The sequence below is a fragment of the Endozoicomonas sp. ALD068 genome, from assembly GCF_049310145.1.
Lineage (GTDB): Bacteria > Pseudomonadota > Gammaproteobacteria > Pseudomonadales > Endozoicomonadaceae > Endozoicomonas_A.
On sequence record NZ_JBLYNU010000004.1, the window covers coordinates 3,371,697 to 3,397,413 of the forward strand.

Sequence of the window (25,717 nt, forward strand, 5' to 3'; positions counted from 1 at the left end):
TTTACTGCCCAACCTGTAAAAATTTAAACCAGAACCTTGTACAACTTGCTCTGCCTTAACTCACTCTGTTTCAGCATTAACTCCTGCTCTCGCTCTGTGATCTTTTTCTGTTCCCTGGTAAAAGCATCAAACTGCTGCATTAATGCTCTTTCCACTTCATCCACACAGCCCCTGAACTCGTTTTTGACCGGGTGCTGGCACAACTTGACGGCACGATCCAGCTCAGCCTGCCGCTCACTAAGGGAAGCAGCCTGGGTCTGCAAGCGGTTCAACTGAGCTTTGTTGGAGATATAACCGTCTTTAATCTCGAAATGACCTTCGGCCTTATCGCAATCCATAACGTTCTGACTGCTATTCCCAATCAGCGTCCACTGACCTTGCGGCCCCTTCCTCCGCCACCTGAACTTTTGAGGGTTGGCAGCGAACTCTTTAAGTCGACCGAAACCCATCGCTTTGATTACGTCAGGACCAATGGGATTCCTGTACAGAGACAGCCGCAGGTTGTGATCAAGATCAACACATTGAGTGATCACGTCCATCATCCGCTTTTCTAATGCTTCAAGATCTGCTGGTTTAATTTGATAAACTATGACTTTCATGACAGCCTTCATCATATCGCTGTACGCTCTCCGAATGGTGGCCTCCGTTTGCATCGCCTCCCGCGCCCCCCCTGCACCACTCAGCTTTCGCCTGCTGGCCTGAAGGGAAGCCATAATGTCCTCGAAAAGCTTAGCGCCCAGAGCTTTGTCATTGAAACTCTTCACTACATTGTGAAGTTCAGTGACTCTTGTAAGAGCCTCTTCTAAAGCGACATCGCTCTCACGGATCAATTTTTTATTGGTCTCACTCACCATATCTTTGCCATCAAGCTTAATGCCTTCGCTCTTTAACTCCTTGAAGTAACCACTAAGGCGCTCACGCATGGGTTTTGCATCCGCTGTTTCAAGCAGATCCTCCTGATAGGTTCCTGGCAGAACAAATCGCCTCTCAGTCGACTTGAGAAAGCGCGTGACTTCTGACTTGAGGGTACGGGTCACGACAGGCACCGCTTCTGTGGGAATTCCTGCTGCTTTCAAGTCCAGACCATCCACCAGGCTGACACCTTCATCATTCAGCCAGTGATGCTCTCTGGCAAACACCTTATCCAGATGACTGTTGGTTCTGGCCTGCATCAACTCTTTCTCACAGCTCAGGGTATGATGACTTTTCTCACGACTGGCAATATCCACAGCCACAAGTTCAAGCCATGCATTCTTACAGACCCACTGGCGGACTTTCAGTTCAATCAGCTCCTGAAATGCTGCCTCAGAAAGACCCAGCTCTGCCCACTCTTTTTTAGCCATCTCAGCCAGTTGGGCTCTTATTTGTGGAAGGCTCTGCAAATAACCACTCTCGCCTTCTTCTGTTTTTTGAACAGGGAGGGTAACTGTTTGCTCAACCACTTTTTTCAATGCGGGAGAGGCGTTATCAATGCCCTCAGGAAACAGATTTTCTTCAGCCTGCATGGACTCATCCAACGCGTTCAAAGCCTGAATAAATGCCTCTTTCTGTACGTCGGCACCTTTGATGTCTTTAACCGCATCCAGATCCACCGCCATGAACACCCTTTGAGCCTTGTGCAAGTCCTTGCTGTCACGGGTAAGACGGCCAAGTTGCTGAACCAGATAGTTCTCATTGGCTTCACCACCGGCCTGACCCACCAGCCCATGAAAAATACCTACACTATCATTCCCCTGGGGCATGTCAGTGCCCACAGACTGGGCTTTACTCAAGTAACCATCGGTACTCTGTCCACCCAAACGGCTGAGCTGGGTAATGGTTTCCCGGGAAGCTGAAGCCCCCTGTCCATAGACCGGATCATCCTGATACTGCATCTGCAGATTCTTGTCATGGTCATAGTAAATAACAGACTTCTGAACGCCCCCCATGGCCAGTCGTTCCTGATTCAAAGTCCGACTCATCTGGTGCGCTTTTGTCGTACATTCATCACCCGACTCAGCGCCATCAAAGAAAATAATCTGGGGCTCTGGGCCTACCCTGTGCAAAACATCCGTCAGCATCTTGTTCCTGCCCTCAGGGTCGGAAGAGCTGAAAAACACCGGTTCTGCCAGAGAAATAAAGTGCCAGAAACGCTGATTGGTGGTCACCGGGTCTGTTCTTGCTTTGTGACGCACTTCTTCAGCACTGCCTGAAGCACTGGCCAAAGCTGCACAGTACAAGGTGCCCAGAGTTGCTGAGAGTAAATGCCGGGCTTTACATCCAAACAGAAATTCAGAATGTTTCAGATTGATACTTCGGGGCCCTACTTCAAAGACATAGCCAAGCCCTCTGATCACCGCTTGTACAGTCTGAGCCACTGATATCGACTCAGCTTCGGTATGAGGCACCATCTCACTGTCAAACTCGTCGGCAAACACCATAGAGTTTTTGAGCAAGTCCAGACAGTCATCCAATTTTGCCAGTATCGCCTGCTTGTCCTGAATGAAACCTTCAGCGTCCAGCAAGGCCTGCTTCAGATGCATCAGAATCTGCACATCTGTGATTGAGGCGCCCACGGGCACTCGCCCCTGAGCCAGCAGGGATCCTCTGTCATTAATCGAAGTTCCGGCAGGTAACCCCAGCAGGGTATTCTCAACTTCTACCAACCGGGCGACGGATAACTCACAGGGAGGTGCAAAGCAGGTTTCAAGATCCAATCGGCGATAGTCCTGCCCCTTGCGAGCGTAGTACTCACGCAAGCCTTTATCCAGTTCTGCCTGATTGGTCTTTGGAGCCATGACAATAATCGAACGGTCCGTATCAGCACCTAACTGGGCCGAAGCGTGATCCGTCAGCGCCAGCAGCAGTGTACTTTTACCGTAGCCAGTGCCTTTATGAGACATCATGGCAACTTCATGGCCATTGGCCCATTGGCTGACACCGTCCAGTGTAACAGCCAGTTCGTCGGCCTGATCGGGTGACAAGACAATGTGATGCCTTCTTTCAAACGACAAAAGGGCCAGGTTTTTAGTATCCAGCAAGGTATTCTCGTAACTGCTGATTCGGTTATTCAGATTGCTCTGTCTGGATGCCAGCAGAGCCATATCCAGATTCCATTCCTGACAACGCCTGATGTATTCGTGGGGCTCACTCACCTGCTCAAAGGCGGCAAAGTCCAGATCCACCAACTCACTTTTAAGCGCCTCAAGGCGCTGACCTATCAGGCTGCTCTGCTCAAGGTCAATATCCACCAGCATTAGCTGCGACATGCGTTTGATAAACCCGTCAACATCATTACCACCCGGAGCCAGTCCCTTCTCAAAGTTACGAATGGCATGATCCAGAAGCTCGCCATCAGAAAAACCCTGCACATCATTTTCAGAAGCATTACGAATGTAGCTGACCAGACCTTTTTCCAGAGCTTTTTTTAACTGAAGTGTACGAACACAGTGCTTTCTGTTGTTGACGATGACCTTTTCAAAATGGCTCAAAACCGACTGCCTGTTGGTTTTTAGCGTTTTCGGATCAGGTATCCCACGGGGTCCCTGGGTTTGCAACTCGCAACCAGAGTAGACTGACAGGTTTTTAAATACCTGTTCCTGAAACGCTTTTTGTTCTCCTTCAAGCGTTTTAATAACACTTTCAGTGACACTTTTAGTGACACTATGAGCACTATCAACCAGCAACTCCCTCCTGGCTTTCAGAAACGCTTCACTGACATGGCCGAAACTGGCATTGACGGTAAAGGGCGAAAACTGTTCTGGATGAAACGTTTCCTGATGGGCACCGGTTTCCGGCTTCCTTGATTTTTCCTGAGCCACTTTTCTCACCACCGGAAGCTCAACAGGCAGGCTTCTGACACGTCCATCACAAGGTGTGCAGGTAAAAGGCGGTTTCAGTAATTGATGATCCACTTCCTTAACAACTTTCTTATAACATTCATCAATTTGCTTGAGGGAAGCACTCGGTAGCCAGGTATTTTTCAGCGATTCAAGCTCAAGGACTTCAGGCGGATAATCTTTGCGTGATCTTGATGGTGAAGTACTGTCTGGCTTCAGTAAGCAAGCTTTACTCAGTAAGTTCGCTTTAATCAGCTCGCTTCTGGGGTTTTCCCCCCGGATTGGCACCGGGATCAGTTGATCATTGGAACCCAGTTCATACATAAAGCACTGCTGATCTGAAGGTGTTTTCTGAGCAACCAGCAGGACGGTTTGTCCCGAAGCACTTTTCAGGGGAATCCAGTCCCGCTTTTTTTCTCTTCCTTCCTTGCTGACCTGAAAGGGAACTTCGAAATTGGGATGCTCATGAAGAAAAGCAGGATCCAGAGACCAGGTTCGTCCATCCAGCTGAATCTGCCAGTGCTGACCCTCTTTGGAGTGAAACACCAGTGAAGGTCGGCATTGGGCACCTTCAGACAATTCAATGTATCGGTCACCGGTAACAAGGCTGGTTTTATGGAGAGCAATCTTATTAAAACCATTCATGAAACTGTTTATCAGACAGTCAGGGTTCTGGGTAAGAGCACTGACCCTGAAACCGGCCTGATTCTGAACATGACCTGAAGCTTCTGCCAGAGGTACCGGTGAATCTGGCTGAAAGCAGGCAATTTCGGCTTGATGAGGATGTTCAACAGCCTGGGTAAAATCATCATCGTGAGTAAGGCCCCTGAACTTCTGCTCCGGCTCGAGTCTGGTTTCCTGAGCCAGCAACTCTGTGCACTGCCTTTCCAACTTGAGCCTGCGCGTCTCTCTCTCTTTTTTGGTTTCGTAATTCTCTTTATGCTGCCTTACAGCCATGGTGAGAACCAATGATCCGGGTCTTTTCAGCTCCTTTTGAAGGGTTCTGAGCACCTTTGTCATGGTCGGTGTCGCGGGTAATCCAAATTCATCCCTGATCTGACTGAGCCCCACCAAGGAGGCATCGGCATAGCTGAAGTCAACCCATTGCGTTGCCCCTGCTGCTAAATTTGCGGACCCGGGTTGTTTAACAATCCCTTCATGCTGCTCCTGTAAACTGGACAGCAGAGTTAAGAGTCTGTCACAGATCTGCGGATCCCTGACCATTTGCTCTTCCAGAGAATGGCCCGCCTGCGGCTTGAGATCGCCTCCCAGCTGTTGATCCAGTCTGGTTTCAAACTCCGCCTTTTGATATTCAACCAGCTTCGATAAAAATACTCGTCCATGTTCGGGCACACTGCGTCTCAACCGGGGTGGCAGATGCTCTGAAGCCAATCGCTGAAGCGAGTATTCATACTGTTTTAAAAGCCGATGCCCTTCGTCTGGCTCCTCAATCGTTGCAATTTTTTTCTTCCAGGATTCATTCAGACGCTTTGAAGCTGATCTGGCAAGGGCGCACAAGGCATGTGTATAGAACTCCCTGTCCCGATCCCCCGAACTTTTTGCCAACAGTGTACTCATATTGGTCAGTTCCAAATCGACTATGGCTTCAGGATCTTCCGGGCCAGCCAGAGCATCAGGCTTTAAGGCTTCAAGAGTGGCTTCGAATCTGTCGACCTGAGTCTGAAAATCATCCTGCTTCCTGGCCAGTACCTCTATATTGCCCCGGGTCAGGGATACAGTCCGGTCAATCTGACGGGTAAACTCATCTACTGAAGGGCGATCCGGGTTCGCACTCAGGGCTTTTTGATAGGTCTGATGGATAGACTCCAGCTCCATCAGGAATTGCTCATGGAGCGACATCACTTGTTTTCGGGAGCCGCTCCTACCCGGAAAATGATCCGGATCGGTGAAATGATAAATTTCCCGTTCTTTTTCTATCACTTCCAGTCTGGAAGCCAGCTCAGACCAGGCTGAACTCATTTTTTGAATCAGGCCCGAAATAACAAAAGTTCCTGGGCCAAGAGAAGCAAACTCTTTGCTTTTGATCTCTGAAACGACTGTCCCCAAATCTGTCCACTGGGGCAATGGAGATTCCTGAGTGAGATCCAAACCTTCATCAGCAGATGAATCGAACCGATCAGGTAACGGATCAGAAGAAGCCTTTGAAGTATAAGACTCCGCCTCGGAAAAGCCGTCCTCGGAAAGAGAATCTGACTCATAACCGGAGTCAACCTGATGACTGTCAACCTGATGACTGTCAGCCTGAAGCGTTAATTGATTGAACCGCTCAGATTCGCGCTCAAGGCTTTCCTTAGCTTCAACTAATTCTTGGTTTTTTAATATCAGGGCGCTCTCTTTCTCAAGAACTTGAGCTTCCAGATTACTTTTCGTTTCAGAGAGTGTTTCAACCCGTTCCCGCTCATCTTCTAACTGGCTTTGTAGAGAGGCCTTGGCCTTAAGAGCTTCTTCTGATTGCTGCTCGACTTCTCTCTTTTTCTCTCTAATCTTGTTCAACTCTTCCTGAGTTATATGCAGTTGGTCTTTTAAATGAATAACTTCAGTGGCAAGCGTCTGGTTTTCAATACCCACAGCCTGAAACTCAGTCAGTTTCGATTGCAAACCCTTTCGCTCCTGCTCCAGGTCACTGACAGCCTTTTCCAGCTTTATCTTTTCCTGATCTCGCTGGCGCTTTTCCTGCTCAAGACTCTCGGCTAATTTTTGATGAGCAAGTTCTTTCTCTTTCAATGCAAGCGTATGATTTGACGCTGCTTCTCTGGATTGACCACTCAGGCTCCTTAATTCAGTTTTCAGGCTTTCAGCCTCGCTCTGAAGACGACTGACTTCTTCTTTTCTCTCCTCAAGGCCCAGAGATTTTTGCTGCAACTCAAGATCTTTCGTCTTACCTTCCAGTTCAAGCTTTGAAACCCGGTTATCAACATCATTTTTCAGATGCTGGAGTTTTTGCAACTGCTCTTTAAGATCAACGACGATCTCTTTGTGCGAGCTGGTAAGACGCTGCCTTTCTTCTTCCCAACCCGAAGCTTCGTGCTTATGCCTGCTTTCCTGAAAAGCCAGATCTTTTTCAAGCTGACTGCTGTAAACTTGAGCCTCTTTCAACGCCCTTTCCTGTTTGACACCCAGATCATCAACCATACCCTTTAAGCTGTGAGCCTCTTTTTGGCTATCCCTCAACAGGGCTTCCAGTTCGCTAACCCTTGTATCCTTTATTTTTCTTTGTTCTTCCGCTGTCTCGGAAAGCGATTTAAAGTGGTCCCTGTTTTCTTTAGCCAGACGAATCTCTCTTTTAAGATCAGCAAACTCCAGTGACTTCTCACTTTGCTCATCGTTAAGCTGCTTTTTCAGAGACTCCAGGGTGGTTTCTGCCTCTTCAAGACTGCCTTGCAGAAGGCACAGCTCCTCATTCTGCTTTAAGGAAGCGCTATGAGCCTGATCCCTCTCTTGCGTCAATCTTTTTACTTCCAGCTCCAACCTTCCATATTGTGTGCCCAGTTCGGTAGCCTCACCCTCCAGAGACAACACCCTGGTTTGACTTTCCTCAAGACTGTTTTTCAACGTAATCAACTGGTTATTTACACGCTCAATGCTTTGTTCTTTCTGTTCGAGAGTGGCGTCTTTATGGGATAGCTCAAGCTTTGTCTTCCTGACCTCCTCCTGAGACGCAAGAAGTTGCTGATCAAGTCGTTTTTTTGTTTCAACCAGCTGGTCATGCTGGTTTTTCAAATCAGCAAACAGTTTTTTCCTGGCCTCCTCAATTCTGACTTTTTCTTTATCCCAGTCAGCTGAAGCAACTTCTGCCTTTTGCTCCAGTGCCTCGACCTTTAGCTTAAACTCATCTCGCTCCCGGATGAGCCTTTCCATCTCAAGGGAATGCTGACTTTTCAGACTTTCTGCATTGAGCTGAAGCTCCTGAAGCTGCTTCTTCACCTGATCTCTATCATGAGCAAGAGCATCTGACTCTGATTGAAAGTGGTCTCTTTTCTTTTCGGTCTCTTTAAGACGACTTTCCAGATCAGACACTCTGGATCTTGAATCCCTGAGCTGGTTTTCCCATTGAGCTTTCTCAATCTCTGCGGCATCACTACCGCTTCGTAAATTTTTCTCAGCTTTCAGAAGCATTTGCTTTGCTTCATCTCGCTCCCGGGCAATTAACTGAACTCTCTCTTCCAACTCAATGACTTTATTGTCACTCAATTCTTTCTCAGGGAGCAGTTGTTGAACTCTGTGCGTGAGCTTTTCAATAGCACGAACTTGATCATCGACATTCTGGCTAAGCGCAACCACTTTCTGTTGCTTTTCCTGCGTTCTTTGATTGGCTTTTTCAATCTCGCTCCTGAATTCAACCTCAGCTTCTTCAAGTTCCCGAATCCTGTCGTCCTTTGCCAGGATCGAAGATGACAGCGAGTTTTCCCTGATTTTGGCTTCGGCAAGTTCATCTTCTTTGCCGGTTAGCAGATCTTTTAGTCGATTCACTTCCTGCTGGCTTAATTGAAGCTCTCTGTGATAACGCTCTGACGTCTCCTGCAATTTAGGGATAGACTCGTCAGCTATTGCAGAGCGCTCTCTCGCCTCTCTTTCCTTGCTTTTTGCTTCATCAAGTTTGCTTTGCAGCTTTTCTGCTTTGTTTTCAGCAGCTTGAAGCTGTCTTATATATTCGGTGACCTCCTCTTTCGAGGACCGGGTAGCCCTTTGAGCCGTCTCAAGTTCTCCGCGAAGGGCTGCCAGCGATGACTCGAGTTTATCTTTCTCTTCCTCAAGCCCATCGCTCTTAACCGTTAGCTCCTGAACTTTTCTCCTCTCAATCACTAACGCCTGATCTCTCTGTGAAAGATCCTCCTCTTTTGAGCGAAGATCATTCTCAAGACTGACTATTTTTTCCCTGAGTTCACGCTCAGTGCTCTGCAACCTTGACTGCAACTCATTCAGCTCCCTCTCTTTGTCTGTGAGCTGAATCTGTACCTGCTGTTCAGATATTCTGGCGCTTTCGACCTCTGACTCTAAATCAGCTTTTTCTTTTTGATGCTTTTGTTCAGCAACTCTTAACTGCTCTGCAATCTGAGCCATCTCAGCCTCGTGAGATTGACTCTCCTGCGAACCGTTACTCTGTTCAAGCCGGAGACTCTGCAGCTGCTCTTTCAGGGAGGTGATCTCAGCTCTGGCTATATCCAGCTGCTCATTCAGCGCTTCCAGACCTTTTAAGTCCTGCTCATATTTGACTTGCAAGTCTTCCAGTTCGGCCTGTTTAGTCAATAGCGACGCTTCAAGCTTCGCTTTTTCTTCCTGAGCCTGATCCTTATGCTCAACAAGGGTTTGTTGCAGGCCTTTGATTTCATCGTCGTATTTCTGTCGTTCCAGATGAATCTCTTTTAATGATCGGGCTTTTTCCTCAAACTCAGACTGCTGCTGCTCGAGTTCTTCGACCTTTTCTCGCAGTTCTCTTTTGGTATCCGTTAATGCTTTTTTGAGATCTTCTTCACGGGCAAGCACCCCTTTATGATCACCTTCAAGGACAAAAAGTGATTGCTCTGCTGAATGAGCCCTGCTGTCTGCTTCTTCAAATTTTCTTTGCAGCTGATCCAGCTTTTGCTTATGGTTTTCTTCAATAAGATTCAGCTGCTCTTCCAGTTGCTTCGCCTTTTCTTCAACTTGCCTTTTCTTGCCAGTGATATCGACATGGTCCAGAACCCAACGATCACGATACTTGGTAAGCTCTTTCACTTGGGATTCAAGCTGCGCCACTCTTGCAGAATCCGCTTGCTTTTGTGCTTCAAGGTCCTTATTGAGTGCCTTGATATCAAGCTGCAGTAACCCATTTTGCCTGAATAAATCAGCCACTCGCTCCTGAGCATTTTGATAACTCTGCTGAAGCTCTGCCAGCCTGGCTCTTTCCTGATTCAGCTCATTTTCAACGGATTGATAGCTCTCCAGGTACTCCTGCCGCAGTCGCAGTACCAGCTGATCCTTTTGTTCCAGAGCTGAAACAGCCTCCTGACCCATCTGCTGATGGTTCAGATGGGCTGCCTGAAGTTGACTTTGCAGCGCGTCTATTTTTTGACCAGAGTCAACCACCTGTTTCTGGAGTTCTGACAGAGTAACGCCATTGTCAGCCAGCATTCGGGTTTGCTCTTTCATTCGAGCTTGAAGCTGACTGTTCAATGCTTCCAGCTCATCCAGCCTGTCGTCAGAATCGAAGGTTTCTGCACTCAATAATTCGCTGCTGCCAATGGGAGATCCATGGGTACTGACTATCCGATACTGCTCCTCACGTAACTGACGATCCCTCTCGCTGAGTTCGTCTTTTAGTTCGGATTGTTCTTTCTCAAGCTCACTCAGCCTTTCTGAAAAACCTTCAGGCACTCTCTTTTCTTTCTGCTTGAGGACTTCTACTGCTTCCTTCAGTTCAGTCAACTGATTGCGGGTCTGTTGCAGCTCGTTGCCTAATTCTTCTTTCTCTTCTCTGAGACATCTCAGTTCCTGTTGCGCCCTGGATAGTTCAAAACTCCGGGTGGAAAGAACAGGACCATCAGGCGGTCTGGGAGTTGCAAGTGTAGGCACCAACGGTGGCGTGCCGAGACTATTCTCTGCAAAGATGTGACCAAGAAACGGATCATTCTCTGAAGGGCTGGAAATCTCTTCAGGGTTTGTTAGCTCGGGGGAATGCCGACAATAGAACTCAGCGAGCGCCAGAACCTCGCGATTCATTTTATCCAGCTCATACCGTTTCAGCAGTCCCCATGCCCATGCTTCCTTCGATTGACCACTGGCTGTGATTGCATCAGCAACACCGGTCTGCAGAACCTCTATCTGATGAAGCATGGATTGGGCCATGGCCAATGTCATCAAAGGCCCGTTGTTGCCATTGAGGCCAGTTTCCAGCTGTTGGCGGTTAGCTGGCATTTTAAAGCGCCAGCCCAACACATCATGGACCCTGCCCAGCCGTTCAGCCATCTGTAGTCTGGTTTTCCTGTCAGCAGTTTTTACTGTCTCAGACCTTATGCTTTCTCTGAGTCTGAAAAGAGTATGATCAGCAACCTGACTGACAGGACGGGCATAAGCCCTGCAAATCATGTTGTGAGGTTTTGGAATTGAGGGTGTGCCCACATCGACATGGGAGATATCCCTGTCTCCAATGGGGGTTGTAATTGAACGATCGCCTTGTAGAAGCTTATTTGGCAGTTGAACTGAACCCACACCATGACTTGTCTGTTCCTCAGAAGTCTGGGAACCATGCACTGATGTACTGTTCAGGTGTTGGCTATGGGGTATGCCAATGCCACTGCTTCTATGGTCCATGCGGTCTACAACATCCGTTGAAAAACTACACAACTGCCAAGAAACAGCTTACATTCCGGCACCTAAGACGCTAAATTCATACCTGTCGGATGAATTCACAATTTAAGATTAGCAGTGGGTTGCCGAGGAGTTTTGCATTCCGGTGGCTTGAAAGCACAGCTCGTCAAAACGCCAGAGTACTCATCTGGACGGCCTTGAGATGGCTTTGGTCGCGTCACTCATAAACTCAATAAAATAGGGAAGCAGAACCTGATTGACCTCAACCAGTGACGTCGTTTCTATCCAGCCCGGGCCATGTAAACCTCTCTGTTTCTCAAGCTCTTGCCAGTTCAATGTGCAGGAACCCAGGCTAATAAAAGGTCTTTGCTCGCCATTACCCGGAACGGCCCAGTCAAAACGTACCTTGCCAAGGTAGGGTCTGATGCTTTTTTCTCTCACAGAAATGGGCTGTTCGGAAATCAATCTGGAATTGGCAGAATAACGAGCACTCAGGAGAGCGTCAGAATTAAACAGTTCACTGGAGCCCATGATCAGGTATTTAACAGACGAATGAGATTGGTACCAGCGCTTGAGACGATCTTCATCATAAACAGTGTTTTCTTCCCCTAATCCGGTAAAAGACATCCATTTTTTAAACTGGCAGCTGTCGATCTCCCGGGTCATGTTGGCAGGACAGGTATGTTCAACGCTGGATAACAGGGTCTGATAAAATTCCAGGCTGTCACCTGCCCCAGCCAACGGGAATTGAGATCTGAGTATCTGGTAAAGTCTCACGCTGTTTTCAAAATCTGGCGACAATGTCAGATCACTGGTCACCTTGATGACAGGAACCAGCAAACCCTTTGGTTTTGATTCCAGCAGAGTCAGCATATCGGCAGAAAATGAGCACTGACCTGTCAGGGTCATGTATTCGCCAGGTACCAGAGACTTAAGAGAGGGATTAGTATTCTTGACCTGCCATTGATGATTGAAAGTCCAGCCTGATGGCTTTTTTAGAACTGTATTTGCGGATTGGGAAGAGTCTGGTTTAGTCTCAAACCAGTCAAATAGTGAGCAGGAAGAGGTCATGACTGCCATCGCAACCACCAGACATATGCGCACTGTCATGGGAAAAGAGCCCATCATCGACCCACATCTCCGGAAAAAGTTATTAATTTAAATGTAGCCAGTTTAAAACGGAATCTCGCTTTTCATTAAATGAAAGGTGGTTTTCAGAAGCTGTCGAGATCTTGTTTAGCACTCAGCAGCGCCTGAAACCAATTACGCTATGGGGATTGGATTATTCCAGCCCCAGACCTTCCCTGGGGGGTTGCGTCAGTTCCCTGACAGTATCTTCCAGTTGCTGAAGTTTGCGGTTAACCTGCACCCGGAATGAATCAACCGCTTTAACTGCCTGCTGCTGATCTTCCACTTTCCTGGTGAGCTCAGCCTGAAGTTTTTTCTGATCAGCCACCAGCTTTTTCATTTCAGCAACCTGTTTGTCAAACTTCGCAAGGCTCTCCGTCATCATACCCTGGGCAGCCACCTGCTCAGTGCTAATGGCCTTCATCAACTGATCCATTTCACGAATACGCTTCTGCAAAGCACTCAGCTGGCCAGATGCTTTATCCGCTGTTTTGCCTGCCTTATCTGCGTCCTTGAGAGCTTTGGCAACATTATCCTTATTGATCAGGATCCACTGGCGGTTTCGCTTATTCGAAACATCCCAGAGCTTGCGAATTTCAGAATTCACTACCTCCAGCTCAGATCGCAGCGCTGAGCCGCTCTGATCAAGGTTTTCACCAGTAGCAGTGATCTCTCCGGTCACGGTACTCAGCTTTTCCTGGGTGACCTTCAAGGCCTGGCGGGTATCAGCCAACTCCTTTTGTATCAATTTGAATTGCCAGACGCCACCCGCCCCAAGCACAACAATCATGACCAGTATGAGCCAGGTCAGGCCATTTCCACCTTTAGCCGAAGCAGTCCGCCCCGAGCCCCCTTTCTTGAGAGGAGGCGTTCCTCCGGAAGCCACAGCTTTCCTGCGCCCCGGACGCTCGTCCGCTGCAATTGAGAAATCCGGTATATCATTGATCGCCTTTTTCTCTTCTCTCATGGGTTTCTCATCTGTCTCTTAATCCGCTACGGGCATCTGTTCCGCCATGGGCAGTTGAGGGGCAATACTACTATGAAATAGAGACTGGAATAAGGGCAACAGACTTTATGATCACCGCTGTAACAGAGAAAATCAGCGGAATTGCCTATCACAGTCTGGAAATATCCGGTTCATGACACTGTTTCAGGTTTTTTCTGTCACCCGGGGGTTGAAGAGATATCGCGCGCCCCCAAACTATCCACCACATAGATTCGTAATCAAACCGATGTTAATATCGTCGCGCGAGACGAATTCAGGTCAAACAAGATCAACCCCCCAAGTGGAGAACGACAACATGGCTTTTGAACTTCCTGCACTGCCCTACGCACGCGATGCACTGGCTCCTCACATTTCTGAAGAAACTCTGGATTACCACTACGGCAAGCATCACAAGACCTACGTTGACAAACTGAACGGTCTGGTTGCGGGTACCGAGCTGGAGAGCAAGAGCCTGGAAGAAATCATCAAGACTTCTGAAGGCGGCATCTTCAACAACGCTGCTCAAATCTGGAACCACACGTTCTACTGGAACTGCCTGAGCCCTAATGGTGGTGGTGCTCCTGCCGGTGAACTGGCTGAAGCTATCAATAATGCTTTCGGTTCTTTTGACGATTTCGTTGCTGCATTCAACGACAAAGCGGTTAACAACTTTGGCTCTTCCTGGACCTGGCTGGTTAAAAACAGCGATGGTTCTGTAGAAATCGTAAACACCAGCAATGCAGGCACTCCTTTGACGACCAATCAGAAACCACTGCTGACCTGCGACCTGTGGGAGCATGCCTACTACATCGACTATCGCAATGTGCGTCCAGAGTATCTGAAACATTTCTGGGCACTGGTTAACTGGGACTTTGCTGCGGCTAATTACGATGGTTAAGATTCTGATTTGATAGATACACAATTAAGTTGGAAATCAGCACAATTTGTTGGAAATTCTAACATTTAAGTTAGCAAACAGGCTTAATTTTTGACCTTCACTGTCTGGCATATAAATGTCAGACGGTGTTTTTCTTTATGCCTTTAAAGAATATAAATGAAGTGGTCTAATGACACCGGACACCTCGTTAAGCACAATAGTGCAACCAGTAACGAGGTTCATAATGGCAACGCGAAAACATTATTCTCAGGAATTCAAACTCAAAGCTGTAAAACTGGTTACTGAACAAGCTCAGTCGCCTACAGCAGTCGCCAGAAGTCTAGGAATTTGTGCGACTAACCTCCGTCGTTGGGTTCGACTCAGTGAAGAGAAGAAAGAGCTGGCTTTCCCCGGCAAAGGCCATCAGGCCCTGACGACTGAACAGCAGAGAATCAAAGAGCTTGAAGCTGAAAACAAACAGCTGAAAATGGAACAGGAAATCTTAAAAAAAGCCATGGCCTTCTTTGCGAAAGACCAGCTGTAAGATACGCCTTCATACAGCGGGAGAGGAAGGCCTATCCTGTCGTAACGCTATGCAAAGCACTAAAAGTTAGTCGCAGCAGCTTCTACTAATGGAATAAACAACAGGCAAAAAATCAACAGATTGACCCGGAGATGTTTCGCCTGGAGGCAGATGCCCGAGAGATTTTTGCTCAATCAGGTGACTCTTATGGAAGTCGTCGAATGGCGAAAGCCCTGCGTTCAAAAGGTTACAGCATAGGGCGTTATCAGGCCAAAACCCTGATGCAACGGCTTGGCCTGCGGGTTCGGGTGGTCAAAAAATTCAAGGTGACAACCAACAGCAAACACAAACTGCCAGTGGCGGCAAACCTTTTGAATCGTGAGTTTTCAGTTTCAGCACCCGACAGAGTATACGTAGCTGATATCAGCTACCTCTGGACTCGTGAAGGCTGGGTTTATCTGGCGGCTGTCGTTGATCTGTTTTCGCGGAAAGTCGTCGGTTGGTCGATGAGTAACCGTATGACGACAGAGCTGCCCCTGGAAGCTTTGAGAATGGCTTACTGGGGCAGAAAGCCTGGAGATGGTGTGATGCACCATTCAGATCGTGGCAGCCAGTACGCGTCTCTGGAGTATCAGAATCAACTCAGGGAGTATGGGATGGTCTGTAGTATGAGCCGCAAGGGTAATTGCTGGGATAACTCTGTGATGGAGCGGTTCTTTGGCAGCCTGAAAAGGGAAAGAACGGATCATTATATTTATGATACTCGGGCAGAAGTAGAGGCACATGTTATTGATTACATTTTGTTCTACAACAATAAAAGATTGCATTCCTACCTGGACTATGTGAGTCCAGTAGACTTCGAGAAGCAAAAATTGAAAAAAGCAGCTTAATCAGGTGTCCGTTTTTACTTGACCACTACAGATAAACGATTGACCCAGCGGCTGCTGGCGGGATGAATAACGCTGAATCACAAGAGTGCCTGATACATAATTAACAGCTGATCATATTGCTTACACGCCATTAACGCCAGCATGCTTTCAATATGCTAGCATATAAAATGGTAGCGCAATGACTTAGCAAAATGGAGGCCCCCTATGGCAACACTGACCATTAGAAATCTACCCGATGAACTGGTTGAGCGCCTTAAACTGAAAGCCAAAGCAGCCAATCGTTCCATGGAGCAGGAGTTGCGGGAACTGCTGGAAGCCAGCTACCCCAGGAAGCAGGATACAATTGACCGTATCAGAAGCCGCTGGAACCAGCTCCCGGAAACCCATCATGAAGAAATGGACGAGTGGCGCAACGAAGGGCGTCCATGATGGCAAATAAGGGCATAAAAGCAGCTGTCATCGATACCATGGTATTTGCCTATGGCCTTCTTAACGAAACGGACTTTGCAGAAGATTCACTCACAACCATCGCTCGTACAGAAACTATTCACGTACCCGACTCCATCAGGGCCGAGCTGACCAATGTGCTATGGCAGTGGATTACCCAAAAAAGCATTTCCGTGCAAACCGGCCTGGATGTGCTTCAGGATGCCAGCACCCTGTTCAGCCGTGTTCATCCGACCGAACATTACTGGCGGGAGGCCTTGATTCTGGCCTGTGAAGACAAGCACCCTGCTTATGACACCCTTTTCATTGCCGTGGCGAAAGGCCAGAGTATCCCCCTGGTGACTTACGATAAAAAGCTGCTGAAAAAATATCCTGACATAGCCATCAGCCCCGATGTGTATATTCGAACCCTCTGAATACAAAGAACCTGCAACCCTGGCCACTCGCTACATATTAGAATGGGCACCGTTGCAGGCCTGTGACTCAATTGATAGCAGCTGAAGCAGGAAACGCAAGCTGCTCGAAAACCGGTAGGTCGTTCAAACCATTTCGCTTTTCACCCTCACTGGCACCATGCCAACAACCAGACTCATCCTGCAGCTCTTTCGCTTTCAGCCCACTGCTCAGGCTTCACTGAAACAACCCTGATAGCGGGCTTTGAGTATGCGCACCAACTGATCCTCAGCCTGATATCCAGCCTCTGTGTTTTGATAGCCAACAGCATTCACAACCGCTGTGACAAACTCATCAGATGCACTGGCAAGGCTCTCAAGCTCATGTCTGAGATAAGTCACCTAGGCGTCTTTCAAGTAACGGCGGTAAGAGGAAAAAAAGAAAGGAAAAAAAGGAAAGGAAAAAAAGGACATCCGGAAAAAAGGAAAAAAGGACATCCAATAAAGGGAACGGAAAAAAAGGACATCCAATTAAGAAAAACGGAAGGAAAAAAAGGACATCCAATTAAAGCAGGAAAAAAAAGACATCCAATTAAAAGAAAAAAATTAAAGAAAAAACAAGATATCCACGGAAAAAAACGGAAAAAAAGGACATCCAATAAACGAAAAAAAAGGAAACAGGAAAAAAAGGACATCCAATTAAAAGAAAAAAATTATCCATTTAAAAGAAAAAAATTAAAGAAAAAACAAGATATCCACATCAAATATAAAATACAGACCACAAACTGGGAGCCTGGCAACCCATCAAACCCTGACAGCCACTCAAAATCATCGCTTATCATAACAAACGACAAGCGGATCACTCAAAAAAGGAAAAAGTCAGAAATAGCTAGACGCCCCATATGACAGGAGCAACAAATAACAACGAAAAAGTCGGGCAATCAGCTTAAGCCATGAAATAAACGACTACAGATAAACAATCCCTTCACCCAATGCTGTCCCATTTCCCGAGCAAAAGTTTTCATGGCTTCCAGCCTGCCCACTGCACGATAGAAGCGGTTATTCCATCTCATGGTTTTGAGCCATTCATTTGAATCAATTTCCAGTCGGGTCAGAATGGGTGGAATATCTGAAGGGTTTGAACCTTTCTTATCAGATCGCACTGCACGCCCACTCCAGTCAACCAACTCAAGATAATCATGAAGAATATAAGGCAACGCCTTATCCGGATTTTGCCCCTGTGATCGAAAAGGCATAAGGGTGGCTGGCTGCTTTCGGGTATCAGAACCTGCCAAATTTTCAATTCGTTCCTGGATCGACGTGTAGTCTGATCCTTCTGGAGTTTCAGCCATTTCGGCACGGAGCGGATTCAGGTCAACATAGGCCATGCAGGTCAACAACGCTGCCTCATCCAACAACGCCTGACTTTTAAACCGCCCTTCCCAGAAGCGACCTTTGCAGCCATCTTCCTGGTTAGCCTCACGGGCAAGATATTCGTTGAGGCAACGCATGAACCAGCTGATACTCGTTAGACGATTTCGATACTCTTCAACAAATTCGTCCACGCGAGCCAGTTCCGAATGACCCAGCCGGTCAGCAGCAAGATACTTCTGAACCAGAAGCGGCCCTGTGAAAAGCCTTGTCCATCGACTCAAAACTTCGTCTCTTGTCCACTCTCTGGCAGGTTTTTGATTAATATGCAAAACCACATGATAGTGATTCGACATGACAGCATAGGCGCAGACCTCTATAGAAAAGATTGAAACCATTTCCCTGAGCTTGTCAACAATCCACTGCCGACGGTGCTCGTAGTTTTTGCCCGTTAAATGATCCTCTCCACACAAATATGCTCTGCGTACGCATCGAGCTATACAGTGATAATATGGCGTGGAGCCTGGGTCGATCAGAGAACTTCGTGCACGGGTCATAATCTCTCCTGCCGGAACTAAATATCAGCAACAGAGAAAAATTAGACGAGCTGGCTTGTTTGTCAAATATAAGGGTGTCCTATTATTTTTCGGGTCATAATCTCTCCTGCCGGAACTAAATATCAGCAACAGGGAAAAATTAGACGAGCTGGCTTGTTTGTCAAATATAAGGGTGTCCTATTATTTTTCCCTGCCGATGCACTCCTTAATAGTCAAAGTAGCCAGGGAAAAATCCGTGGATATTCCAGGAAAGAAGCGAGGGCCTGCCATTAATGTCTCTAATGTCCCTGAGCAGGCGCAGCCAGAACAGAAGGAACAGGGTAATTGGCAGGGTAAGAAAGTTCAGTCAAATGATGTGCCGGTCGACGATCTGAGGCACAGCTCTTCAAGCTCAGGCTCAGACTCAGCTTTTGCTGAAATATCTGACTTGTCTGACTTTTCGGTTTCTTCCCACCCCCCAAGCCCGGGAGAATTCAGTGAAACTGAACTCTTTCCTGAAGATGATGTTTTTACTTATCCCTCTCCTTTGAATGAAACGGCCCATCTGGCAAAAAAACAGTTGGGTAGAGGGCGCTTTGCAACGGTACACCGGGTTATTCAGGAAAAAAGCGGAGGCAAGCAAGAACATTTTGCATTAAAACAGACGCATTTGGGTGACCAGGGAGCAGGTGAAGACAGGATATTAAAGAAATTGGGAGAGCATCCAAATATTGTCAGCAGTTATGGTCTGGTCGAAGTCGACGGGGTCAGAGGGCTCCTGACAGAGTTGATTGAAGGCCCCTCTCAGGATAGCGTGATGATGCTTCTTATTGAGCTTTATGGAAATGGCAGGCTCAGCAGTCAGGCGTTTTTCAATGTTCTGGCGTTTATGGAATACGAGAAGTTCCGGGCACTTGATCACCTGCACAAGAAAGGCATTGTCCACAACGATCTGAAACCCAATAACGTCATGATTGATCTTAAAAGCGGCCGCTTGAAACTGATTGATTTTGGTGGTGCCAAAGAAGAGGGTCAAAAAGCCAGTTACAGTCATGAAGACTACGCTTCTCCGGAATTGTACCGATCGGAGTTAATTAAGAAAGAAGAAGTTAAAGCCAGCTATGCAACGGATGCCTTTGCTCAGGGGCAACATCTCTACCGTTTTTTGAACAGTCCGGATCAACCCCATATTCATTCCTTTACCAATGGCGCGGATCCATGGGGCAAATATACGCCCAATCAACGATCTGAAGCGGCTTTTGAGGTACTTAAGGCATTTCTTGATTATCAGAAGCCCAATTTTGATGGCAGTTACAAACAAGCAATGAAGCCAGTAAGTCCTGAATTAACAGAGGACGATCTGAAGACTGAATCTGAGCGTATGAAGCTGCAAGAATTTAATCTGGATAGTCTGCTGACCTCCAGTGATGAAATTAGCAGCATTATAAAGTTGCTGGATGGGGATTTGAGCGCCAATGATGTAGAAAGAATCAAAAAAATGCTGCATGGAAAATTAAACGCCAAGGACAGCGAGACAGCGCAAAGACTGCTGGACGGGCCGCTCACATTTCATGATATCAAGGCAATCAAACGATTGCTCTATAGCAAGTTAACGACACCTGAAAAAGAGACGGTGGCCGATCTCGGACACCTGATAGCCTCTGCAGAAGAGATGAAGAGAAGTAAAAGTCAGCTGATTAATATGATTAACCGCCTGCTGCACCCGTCGCCCGAGCAGAGAATGACACCAGAGCAAGCTTTGCAGCACACCTGGTTTACTGAGCGTACGATAGACAAAGAGCAGGCCTTAAGAACTCTTCAGATGGCTGCTGATGCCCTGAAGGGAGCTGATGAAGGTGGTGAAAATAAGCGTTTTGTATGAGTGACTGAGCCCACCTCGGAGCGCCTTTTAAACCCTTCACTTTCTTCTCCCGGATAATAGGCTCCCGTTAATTACCTCTCATTCCTGCCGATTCACTCATTAATAATTAAAGTAGCCGGGAAAAATCCGTGGATATTCCAGGAAAGAAGTCAGAGCCAGCCAATGCTGCATCGCTCCCCGCTGAGCAGGCGCAGCCGGAACCGGAGAAGCAGGGGAAATGGCAGAGTAAGAAAGTTCAGCTCGAAGCGCCGGTGAAAAATTTAGAGCAACACTCTTCGGGCTCAGGCTCTGATTTCAGTGGTATCTCCACTTCTTCGATTTCTTCTTACCCGTCAAGCCCCGGAGTCGTCAGTGATAGCGAAGTATTTCCTGAAGATGATGTTTTCACGCATTCCTCACCATTGAATGAATCGGCCCACCTGGCTAAGAAGCAATTGGGTAGAGGACGCTTTGCATCGGTACATCGTGTTATCCAGGAAAAAAGTAAAGGCGTTAAAGAACATTTTGCATTAAAACATACTCATTTGGGTGACAAGGGAGAACGGGAAGCCAGGTTATTAAAGAAGTTGGGAGAGCACCCAAATATTGTCAGAAGTTATGGAATGGCCGAAGTCGACGGTGTCAGGGGGCTCCTGACGGAGTTGATTGAAGGCCCCTCTCAGGATAGCGTAATGATGCATCTGATTGAGCTCTACGGCAATGGCAGGATCAGCAGTCCGGCGTTTTTCAATGTTCTGGCGTTTATGGAGTACGAGAAGTTCAAGGCGCTTGATCACCTGCATAAAAAAGGCGTTGTCCATAATGATCTGAAACCCAATAACATCATGATTGATCTTAAAAGCGGCCGCTTGAAACTGATTGACTTTGGTTGTGCCAGAGAAGAAGGCAGCAGAGCCAGTTATAGTCATGAAGACTACGCTTCTCCGGAACTATACCAATCCGAGTATGAAAATGGGTTGGTCAGAGCCAGTTATGCGACGGATGCTTTTGCTCAGGGGCAACATCTGTATCGTTTTTTGAACAGTCCGGGTCAGCTCCATATTCGCTCTTTTACCAATGGCGCAGAGCCATGGGGTAAATATACCCCCGACCAACGATCTGAAGCAGCTTATGAGGTGCTCAAGGCATTTCTTGAGTATCAGAAGCCCAATCCTGATGGCAGTTACAAAAAGGCAATGAAGCCAGTAAGTCCTGAATTAACAGCGGATGATCTGGAAGCTGAGTCTGAGCGTATGAAGCTGCAAGAATTTAATCTGGACAGCTTGCTGACCTCCAGTAGTGAAATTGGTGTCATCACAAAGATGCTGGATGGAGAGTTGAACGCCAGAGACATAGAAAAAATCAAAAAAATGCTGCATGGAAAATTGAATGCCCGAGACAGTGATACCGCTCAGGCACTGCTGGATGGACCACTTTCATTGGATGATATCCAGGCCATCAAACGACTGCTCTACGGCAAGTTAACGACACCTGAAAGAGAGACGGTAGCCGATCTGGGAAAACTGATAGAGTCTGCAGAAGAGATGAAGAAAAGTAAAAGTCAGCTGACTGACATGATTAACAGTTTGCTGCACCCGGAGCCCCTGGAGAGATTAACGCCAGAGAAAGCTTTGCAGCATCCCTGGTTTACTGATCGGACAATAGACAAAGAGCAAGCCCTGAGAACACTTAACAGGGTTGCTGATGTCCTTAAAAGAGATGAAGGCGATGCAAATAAGAGTTTTGTATGATGGTCTCTGTCCTCTTTGTACGAAAGAGGTCGCACGCTGGCAAAATGCCCGTTTTCGCTGTGAAGTAGAGTGGTTTGATATCACCGGTCAGGAAAAAGTACTGGAAACCTGGGGGGTTGATCCCGGTAAGGCTCTGCTTGAATTGCACACCATAACCAATGATGGACAGGTTTATACCAGTATTGACAGCTACGCTCTCTTGCTCAATCAGCTACCCGGTTGGGCCTGGCTGGGTTGGCTCATGAGTCTGCCCGGTCTGAAACAGTTCCTGAAATGGACCTACGACTGGATGACCAAAGTCCGCCTGAAAAAAGAGGGACGCTGGCCGGGTCAGTGCAACACAAAACAATGTAAATAGCCTTGCACTTGTTCATTACACATCATCATCCGTGTACTTGGTGTGCGAACGCAAAAATATTGCCGACAAGCAGTGTAAGTCCCTTGACCAGACTGACCAGAGGAAAGACAGCGTTGTTGGCTCCCAGATTGAGTTCGTCATTGACATTATGGAAATCTCTGGGGAATTTTTTTTGCATGTCGAAGATACTCAAACCTTCTGGATACAGTGTGCTATCCAGATTTCCAGTCTCCTTTATATGTTTCGAGAAACACTCAACATAACGATCAAATGTGGCCTCATCAGGTTGCCTGGCCGTCCAGTAAATAATTTCACGGGCTGTTCGATTCAGCCATGAACGGTATGTGTCTTCGTCTAGCCCCATAAGTTCTTGCAGTCTTGACTTGGACGGCGACTCTTTTTCTTTTGCTAACAGGCCTGACAGGTATTCGTTCAGTAGTTGCTCAATAAAGTTTTCTGTGTCTTCCACTGCCTGTTGATTTTGATAATGATAATCCGGCGAGTCGCGGCGCAGACGTGATCTCAACAACACGGCTGCCAGCAGGTTTTCGCAGAGGGCATTGGCAAAACTTAACCGCTGCATAACTTCTGGCGTATAGCCCGAAGTTTTTGAGTCTCTGGCAGTGAGGCCGCTTTTCATGCTGCCATAGAACTCAACATCGCCCCAATCCCGTAGACCATCCCAGCCAAAATCAGGGCGTTCAATGGCTTTGATCCAACCTCCAAATGTTCCGGGTAATGGCAAGGCATAAAGCATGGATCCCAACAAAGGGGTGAGGAACACCCAGCGACGTCCGGTATCGTGAAACGCCGGGATAGTTGACGTGGGCATAACACCAAAGTTGCCATTAAGTACTCCAATATCATGGATGCCTTTCAATAGACCTCTCTCGGCGACCGCGAAGGGGGCATTGGTTAGATCAGGAGTGTGAGCGTATTGACCATAGTGTTTTGTGGCCTTGAAGAAGTAGACCCTGACAGCTCTTTCACCATCAACATTAATCACTTGTAAGCGATCAGTGAAACCTCGGGTACTCTCGGGAAGATCCTTTTCCAGCACCGTAAGGTATTGGCCAAAAAGGGGTTTCTGGCTTTTGAAGCGGTCACTTTTGGCTATGAATTGATGCATAACGCCTTCTTGCGCCAGGGTAGTCACGGGCTCCCCGACCCGCTGGAACTTATAGTAATCAACCTCTTCACCGTTGGTTATTGCCAGTGTACGGCCACCAACAATGGTTCCTTCTTTTTCAAACAGTGACAGCCGGTGCTGACCAGGATAAACCGATGGAAATTCTGTTTCACCAGCACGAGCAAATTCTGACTGTAACTGACGACTGGCGTCTTTATTCGCAAACTCAAAACTATATGCGTGGAGAGACGCCAGCAACTTGAATGCCACAGTATTTGGCTGTTGAAATTTGAGCGGGTTAACCGGCTCTGTTAATGCAACAGAGGAGTCCAGTCTGGAGAAAAGCCCAGGATCATTGAGATAAGCCAGAGTATCATCCAGTAACTTTCTGGGTAAGCGATCCTTCCAGAACCTCAACAACAGCGGTTTGTTAGCAAGGATCCTGGCAGCCAGAACATGAACAAGCCTTTGCTGGAGTGCCGGGTCATTGCAACACTGCTCCAGATACCCTGCATCATTAAACTTATGCAAAAAATCCAGATGGAGTTCAATGTAGCTTACTATAAGGTCGCCTTTGTCGGGCCGTAAACCTCTCTTAATAATATGAGTCGCTCCAGACCAAAAGGGTTCAGAGTTTAAAACGATATCGTCTTGTTTCGTCAGTAATTCATCGGAAAACGAATCGAAATATTTTATAGGAAAATACTGACAGACAGTACCCATCACCTGGCTTTTAAAATCATCACCTGCATTAATTTTTTCAAAAAACTTATCAAGAAGACTAAGGGAGAAATTTTCACTTTTCTCAGGTCTGTTGATTAATATTCTCAATAAAGACCATTTTGCTTTTTCGATTAATCCCTGAAGCAACCTATCATCTGTATTTTTAATTGATACAACAATAAAAGGATTGGCAATTACCAGTTTATTTAACAACAAAGCAAGTTTATCTCGATCAGTCTTATATCTTTCTATACAAAGATGATAAATATCAGGTAAGGGCGTGGTATACGAACGAGCGAAATCTCTGTTACCCAGAATGGCTGAAGCAGTTTTGAAAAGGACTTCTTCAAAGAAATCATCATCATTTATCAGCACCTTATATTCATGATTGCCGTTGAAAATTTCGCTAAAATTATCACACAAATTTTCACCGTCAAGGGAGTCCAAAATCGACTTTTTTGTTATGAACCGATCCGGAACCTCTGATAATTGACACCGTCCCTTCGATAATTGTAAAAGGCAGTAGTCTTTTTTTCTGTTAATAATGTGTTGTGGCAGATCTTTAAGCTCTATCCTTCCTGAATTGATAAGCTCATCATACAATTCATCATCTTTAAAGCTGTGTGGAAGAACGCTCAGAGATCTTATTTTTGCTGCGATGTCCAGATAACCATAAATCAGTTGTGCCTGTTTCAGTGGTGTTCCCTTCGGAAGACCATTCACGTTTGAGTACTCTATCAAAAAATCAATATCAGATTTTAATTCTTCAGAAAAGTCTTTGTAGTGAGCGGTTAGGGCCAGGTTCCTGATATCATTTAAAAATATTTTTTTTGTTCGATCAGCTGTTGATAACAATACATCTCTGATTTTATCACCTTCCGTCATTGAAAAAGCACACCAAAGACGGTTCCTTACTATCTCTTCAAGAAGGGTTTCCGATTTGAAATAATCTTCAGGCAAATATTTTTCAGGCGCATAAGGAAGAAAGTCGGCAACATCGATAAACTCATCTTTTGTGAGCCGATCGCTTCTACCATCAATGAGTCCTTGAATCAGCCCGACTTGTCTGTCGCTGATGATCGCACTATTCGCACTCTGAATGGCTTTAAGCTTTCTTAAAGGTCTGGGTGATAATGCTTCGGGCTTTACAACTCTGTCATCAGTGAAGTCCAGTTTTCGTTTGCTTATAGTGGCTTCACGAGTATTTACCTCTAAAGCAACAGCTCTGGAGGAAATTCCGATCTCTTTCTGATCTTGTTGCCCTATTGCGGGATCTGGTATGAAAACTGTGCGATTGACTCCAAATGGCTCACCGCTGACAGAGCTGAAGGTTCTGCCGGAGACCTTGCCATGATCCGCTGTCTCTTTAATATCCGCTGTAGCACCGCAGGTAGAGGGATTAAATGAGTGTTGAGATAATCGATCCATTGTTTATTTCTGCCTTTAACTGTCCTTAATCTTGACGAGGGTCAAGCCAAAAAATGCTTAAAAATTTTGACCCATGAAATAAACAAAAGTTCCAAAATCGGGTGGGGACGGGCTTTTACTCAACATCCGGCAGCCAACCTTCAGTCATCACTTCCTCATATGTCCATGGGCATTCCCTGGGGAAATCACTGG

General features: G+C 46.9%; 13 protein-coding genes and 1 pseudogene. 8 read left to right on the top strand and 6 right to left on the bottom strand.

What is annotated here, in order from left to right; translation table 11 throughout:
• Positions 1-23 precede the first annotated feature (23 nt).
• The 3 genes from ACO6V5_RS11720 to ACO6V5_RS11730 all read right to left on the bottom strand — a co-directional run bounded on the left by ACO6V5_RS11720 (position 24) and on the right by ACO6V5_RS11730 (position 13,221).
• On the bottom strand, positions 24-11,129 hold the full coding sequence (locus ACO6V5_RS11720) for a hypothetical protein (protein WP_422410631.1): 11,106 nt from the start codon (positions 11,127-11,129) through the stop codon (positions 24-26).
• Positions 11,130-11,309: 180 nt separating this feature from the next.
• The gene (locus tag ACO6V5_RS11725; RefSeq protein WP_422137428.1) at positions 11,310-12,254 is read right to left on the bottom strand and encodes a hypothetical protein; all 945 of its coding nucleotides are present in this window, start codon (positions 12,252-12,254) and stop codon (positions 11,310-11,312) included.
• 154 nt (positions 12,255-12,408) lie between these two features.
• Positions 12,409-13,221, bottom strand: coding sequence for a hypothetical protein (locus ACO6V5_RS11730; RefSeq protein WP_422410628.1), 813 nt, complete (start codon positions 13,219-13,221; stop codon positions 12,409-12,411).
• 334 nt (positions 13,222-13,555) lie between these two features.
• Here ACO6V5_RS11730 and sodB point away from each other — a divergent pair, with 334 nt between their 5' ends.
• The 4 genes and pseudogenes from sodB (at position 13,556) to ACO6V5_RS11750 (ending at position 16,392) form a co-directional block, all read left to right on the top strand.
• Positions 13,556-14,137, top strand: a complete 582-nt coding sequence (gene sodB / locus ACO6V5_RS11735; protein WP_422132893.1) for a superoxide dismutase [Fe] — start codon at positions 13,556-13,558, stop codon at positions 14,135-14,137.
• 223 nt (positions 14,138-14,360) lie between these two features.
• A pseudogene (locus ACO6V5_RS11740) lies at positions 14,361-15,529 on the top strand (IS3 family transposase).
• A gap of 204 nt (positions 15,530-15,733) precedes the next feature.
• Positions 15,734-15,958, top strand: a complete 225-nt coding sequence (locus ACO6V5_RS11745; protein WP_422132892.1) for a FitA-like ribbon-helix-helix domain-containing protein — start codon at positions 15,734-15,736, stop codon at positions 15,956-15,958.
• On the top strand, positions 15,955-16,392 hold the full coding sequence (locus ACO6V5_RS11750) for a type II toxin-antitoxin system VapC family toxin (protein WP_422412057.1): 438 nt from the start codon (positions 15,955-15,957) through the stop codon (positions 16,390-16,392). The genes ACO6V5_RS11745 and ACO6V5_RS11750 overlap by 4 nt, the downstream gene beginning before the upstream one ends.
• A 207-nt stretch (positions 16,393-16,599) precedes the next feature.
• Here ACO6V5_RS11750 and ACO6V5_RS11755 read toward each other — a convergent pair whose 3' ends face one another.
• Positions 16,600-16,770 (bottom strand): hypothetical protein, encoded by a 171-nt coding sequence (locus tag ACO6V5_RS11755; protein ID WP_422132890.1) that lies wholly within the window; start codon positions 16,768-16,770, stop codon positions 16,600-16,602.
• Here ACO6V5_RS11755 and ACO6V5_RS11760 point away from each other — a divergent pair.
• Positions 16,753-17,274: a hypothetical protein gene (locus tag ACO6V5_RS11760; RefSeq protein ID WP_422412055.1), complete on the top strand. Its 522-nt coding sequence runs from the start codon at positions 16,753-16,755 to the stop codon at positions 17,272-17,274. The genes ACO6V5_RS11755 and ACO6V5_RS11760 overlap by 18 nt on opposite strands.
• Positions 17,275-17,309: 35 nt before the next feature.
• On the opposite strand, the gene ACO6V5_RS11765 is transcribed toward ACO6V5_RS11760, so the two are convergent.
• Positions 17,310-18,296 (bottom strand): transposase, encoded by a 987-nt coding sequence (locus ACO6V5_RS11765; RefSeq protein WP_422412053.1) that lies wholly within the window; start codon positions 18,294-18,296, stop codon positions 17,310-17,312.
• A gap of 235 nt (positions 18,297-18,531) precedes the next feature.
• On the opposite strand from ACO6V5_RS11765, the gene ACO6V5_RS11770 reads away from it, so the two are divergent.
• From ACO6V5_RS11770 to ACO6V5_RS11780, 3 genes are all read left to right on the top strand, one after another.
• Positions 18,532-20,157, top strand: coding sequence for a serine/threonine-protein kinase (locus ACO6V5_RS11770; RefSeq protein ID WP_422412051.1), 1,626 nt, complete (start codon positions 18,532-18,534; stop codon positions 20,155-20,157).
• A 128-nt stretch (positions 20,158-20,285) separates the two neighbouring features.
• Positions 20,286-21,887, top strand: coding sequence for a serine/threonine-protein kinase (locus ACO6V5_RS11775; protein WP_422412049.1), 1,602 nt, complete (start codon positions 20,286-20,288; stop codon positions 21,885-21,887).
• A complete protein-coding gene (locus ACO6V5_RS11780; RefSeq protein WP_422412047.1) occupies positions 21,865-22,245 on the top strand; it encodes a thiol-disulfide oxidoreductase DCC family protein in 381 nt (126 codons plus the stop codon). The genes ACO6V5_RS11775 and ACO6V5_RS11780 overlap by 23 nt, the downstream gene beginning before the upstream one ends.
• 25 nt (positions 22,246-22,270) lie before the next feature.
• On the opposite strand, the gene ACO6V5_RS11785 is transcribed toward ACO6V5_RS11780, so the two are convergent.
• Positions 22,271-25,525 (bottom strand): hypothetical protein, encoded by a 3,255-nt coding sequence (locus ACO6V5_RS11785; RefSeq protein ID WP_422412045.1) that lies wholly within the window; start codon positions 25,523-25,525, stop codon positions 22,271-22,273.
• Positions 25,526-25,717: the final 192 nt, after the last annotated feature.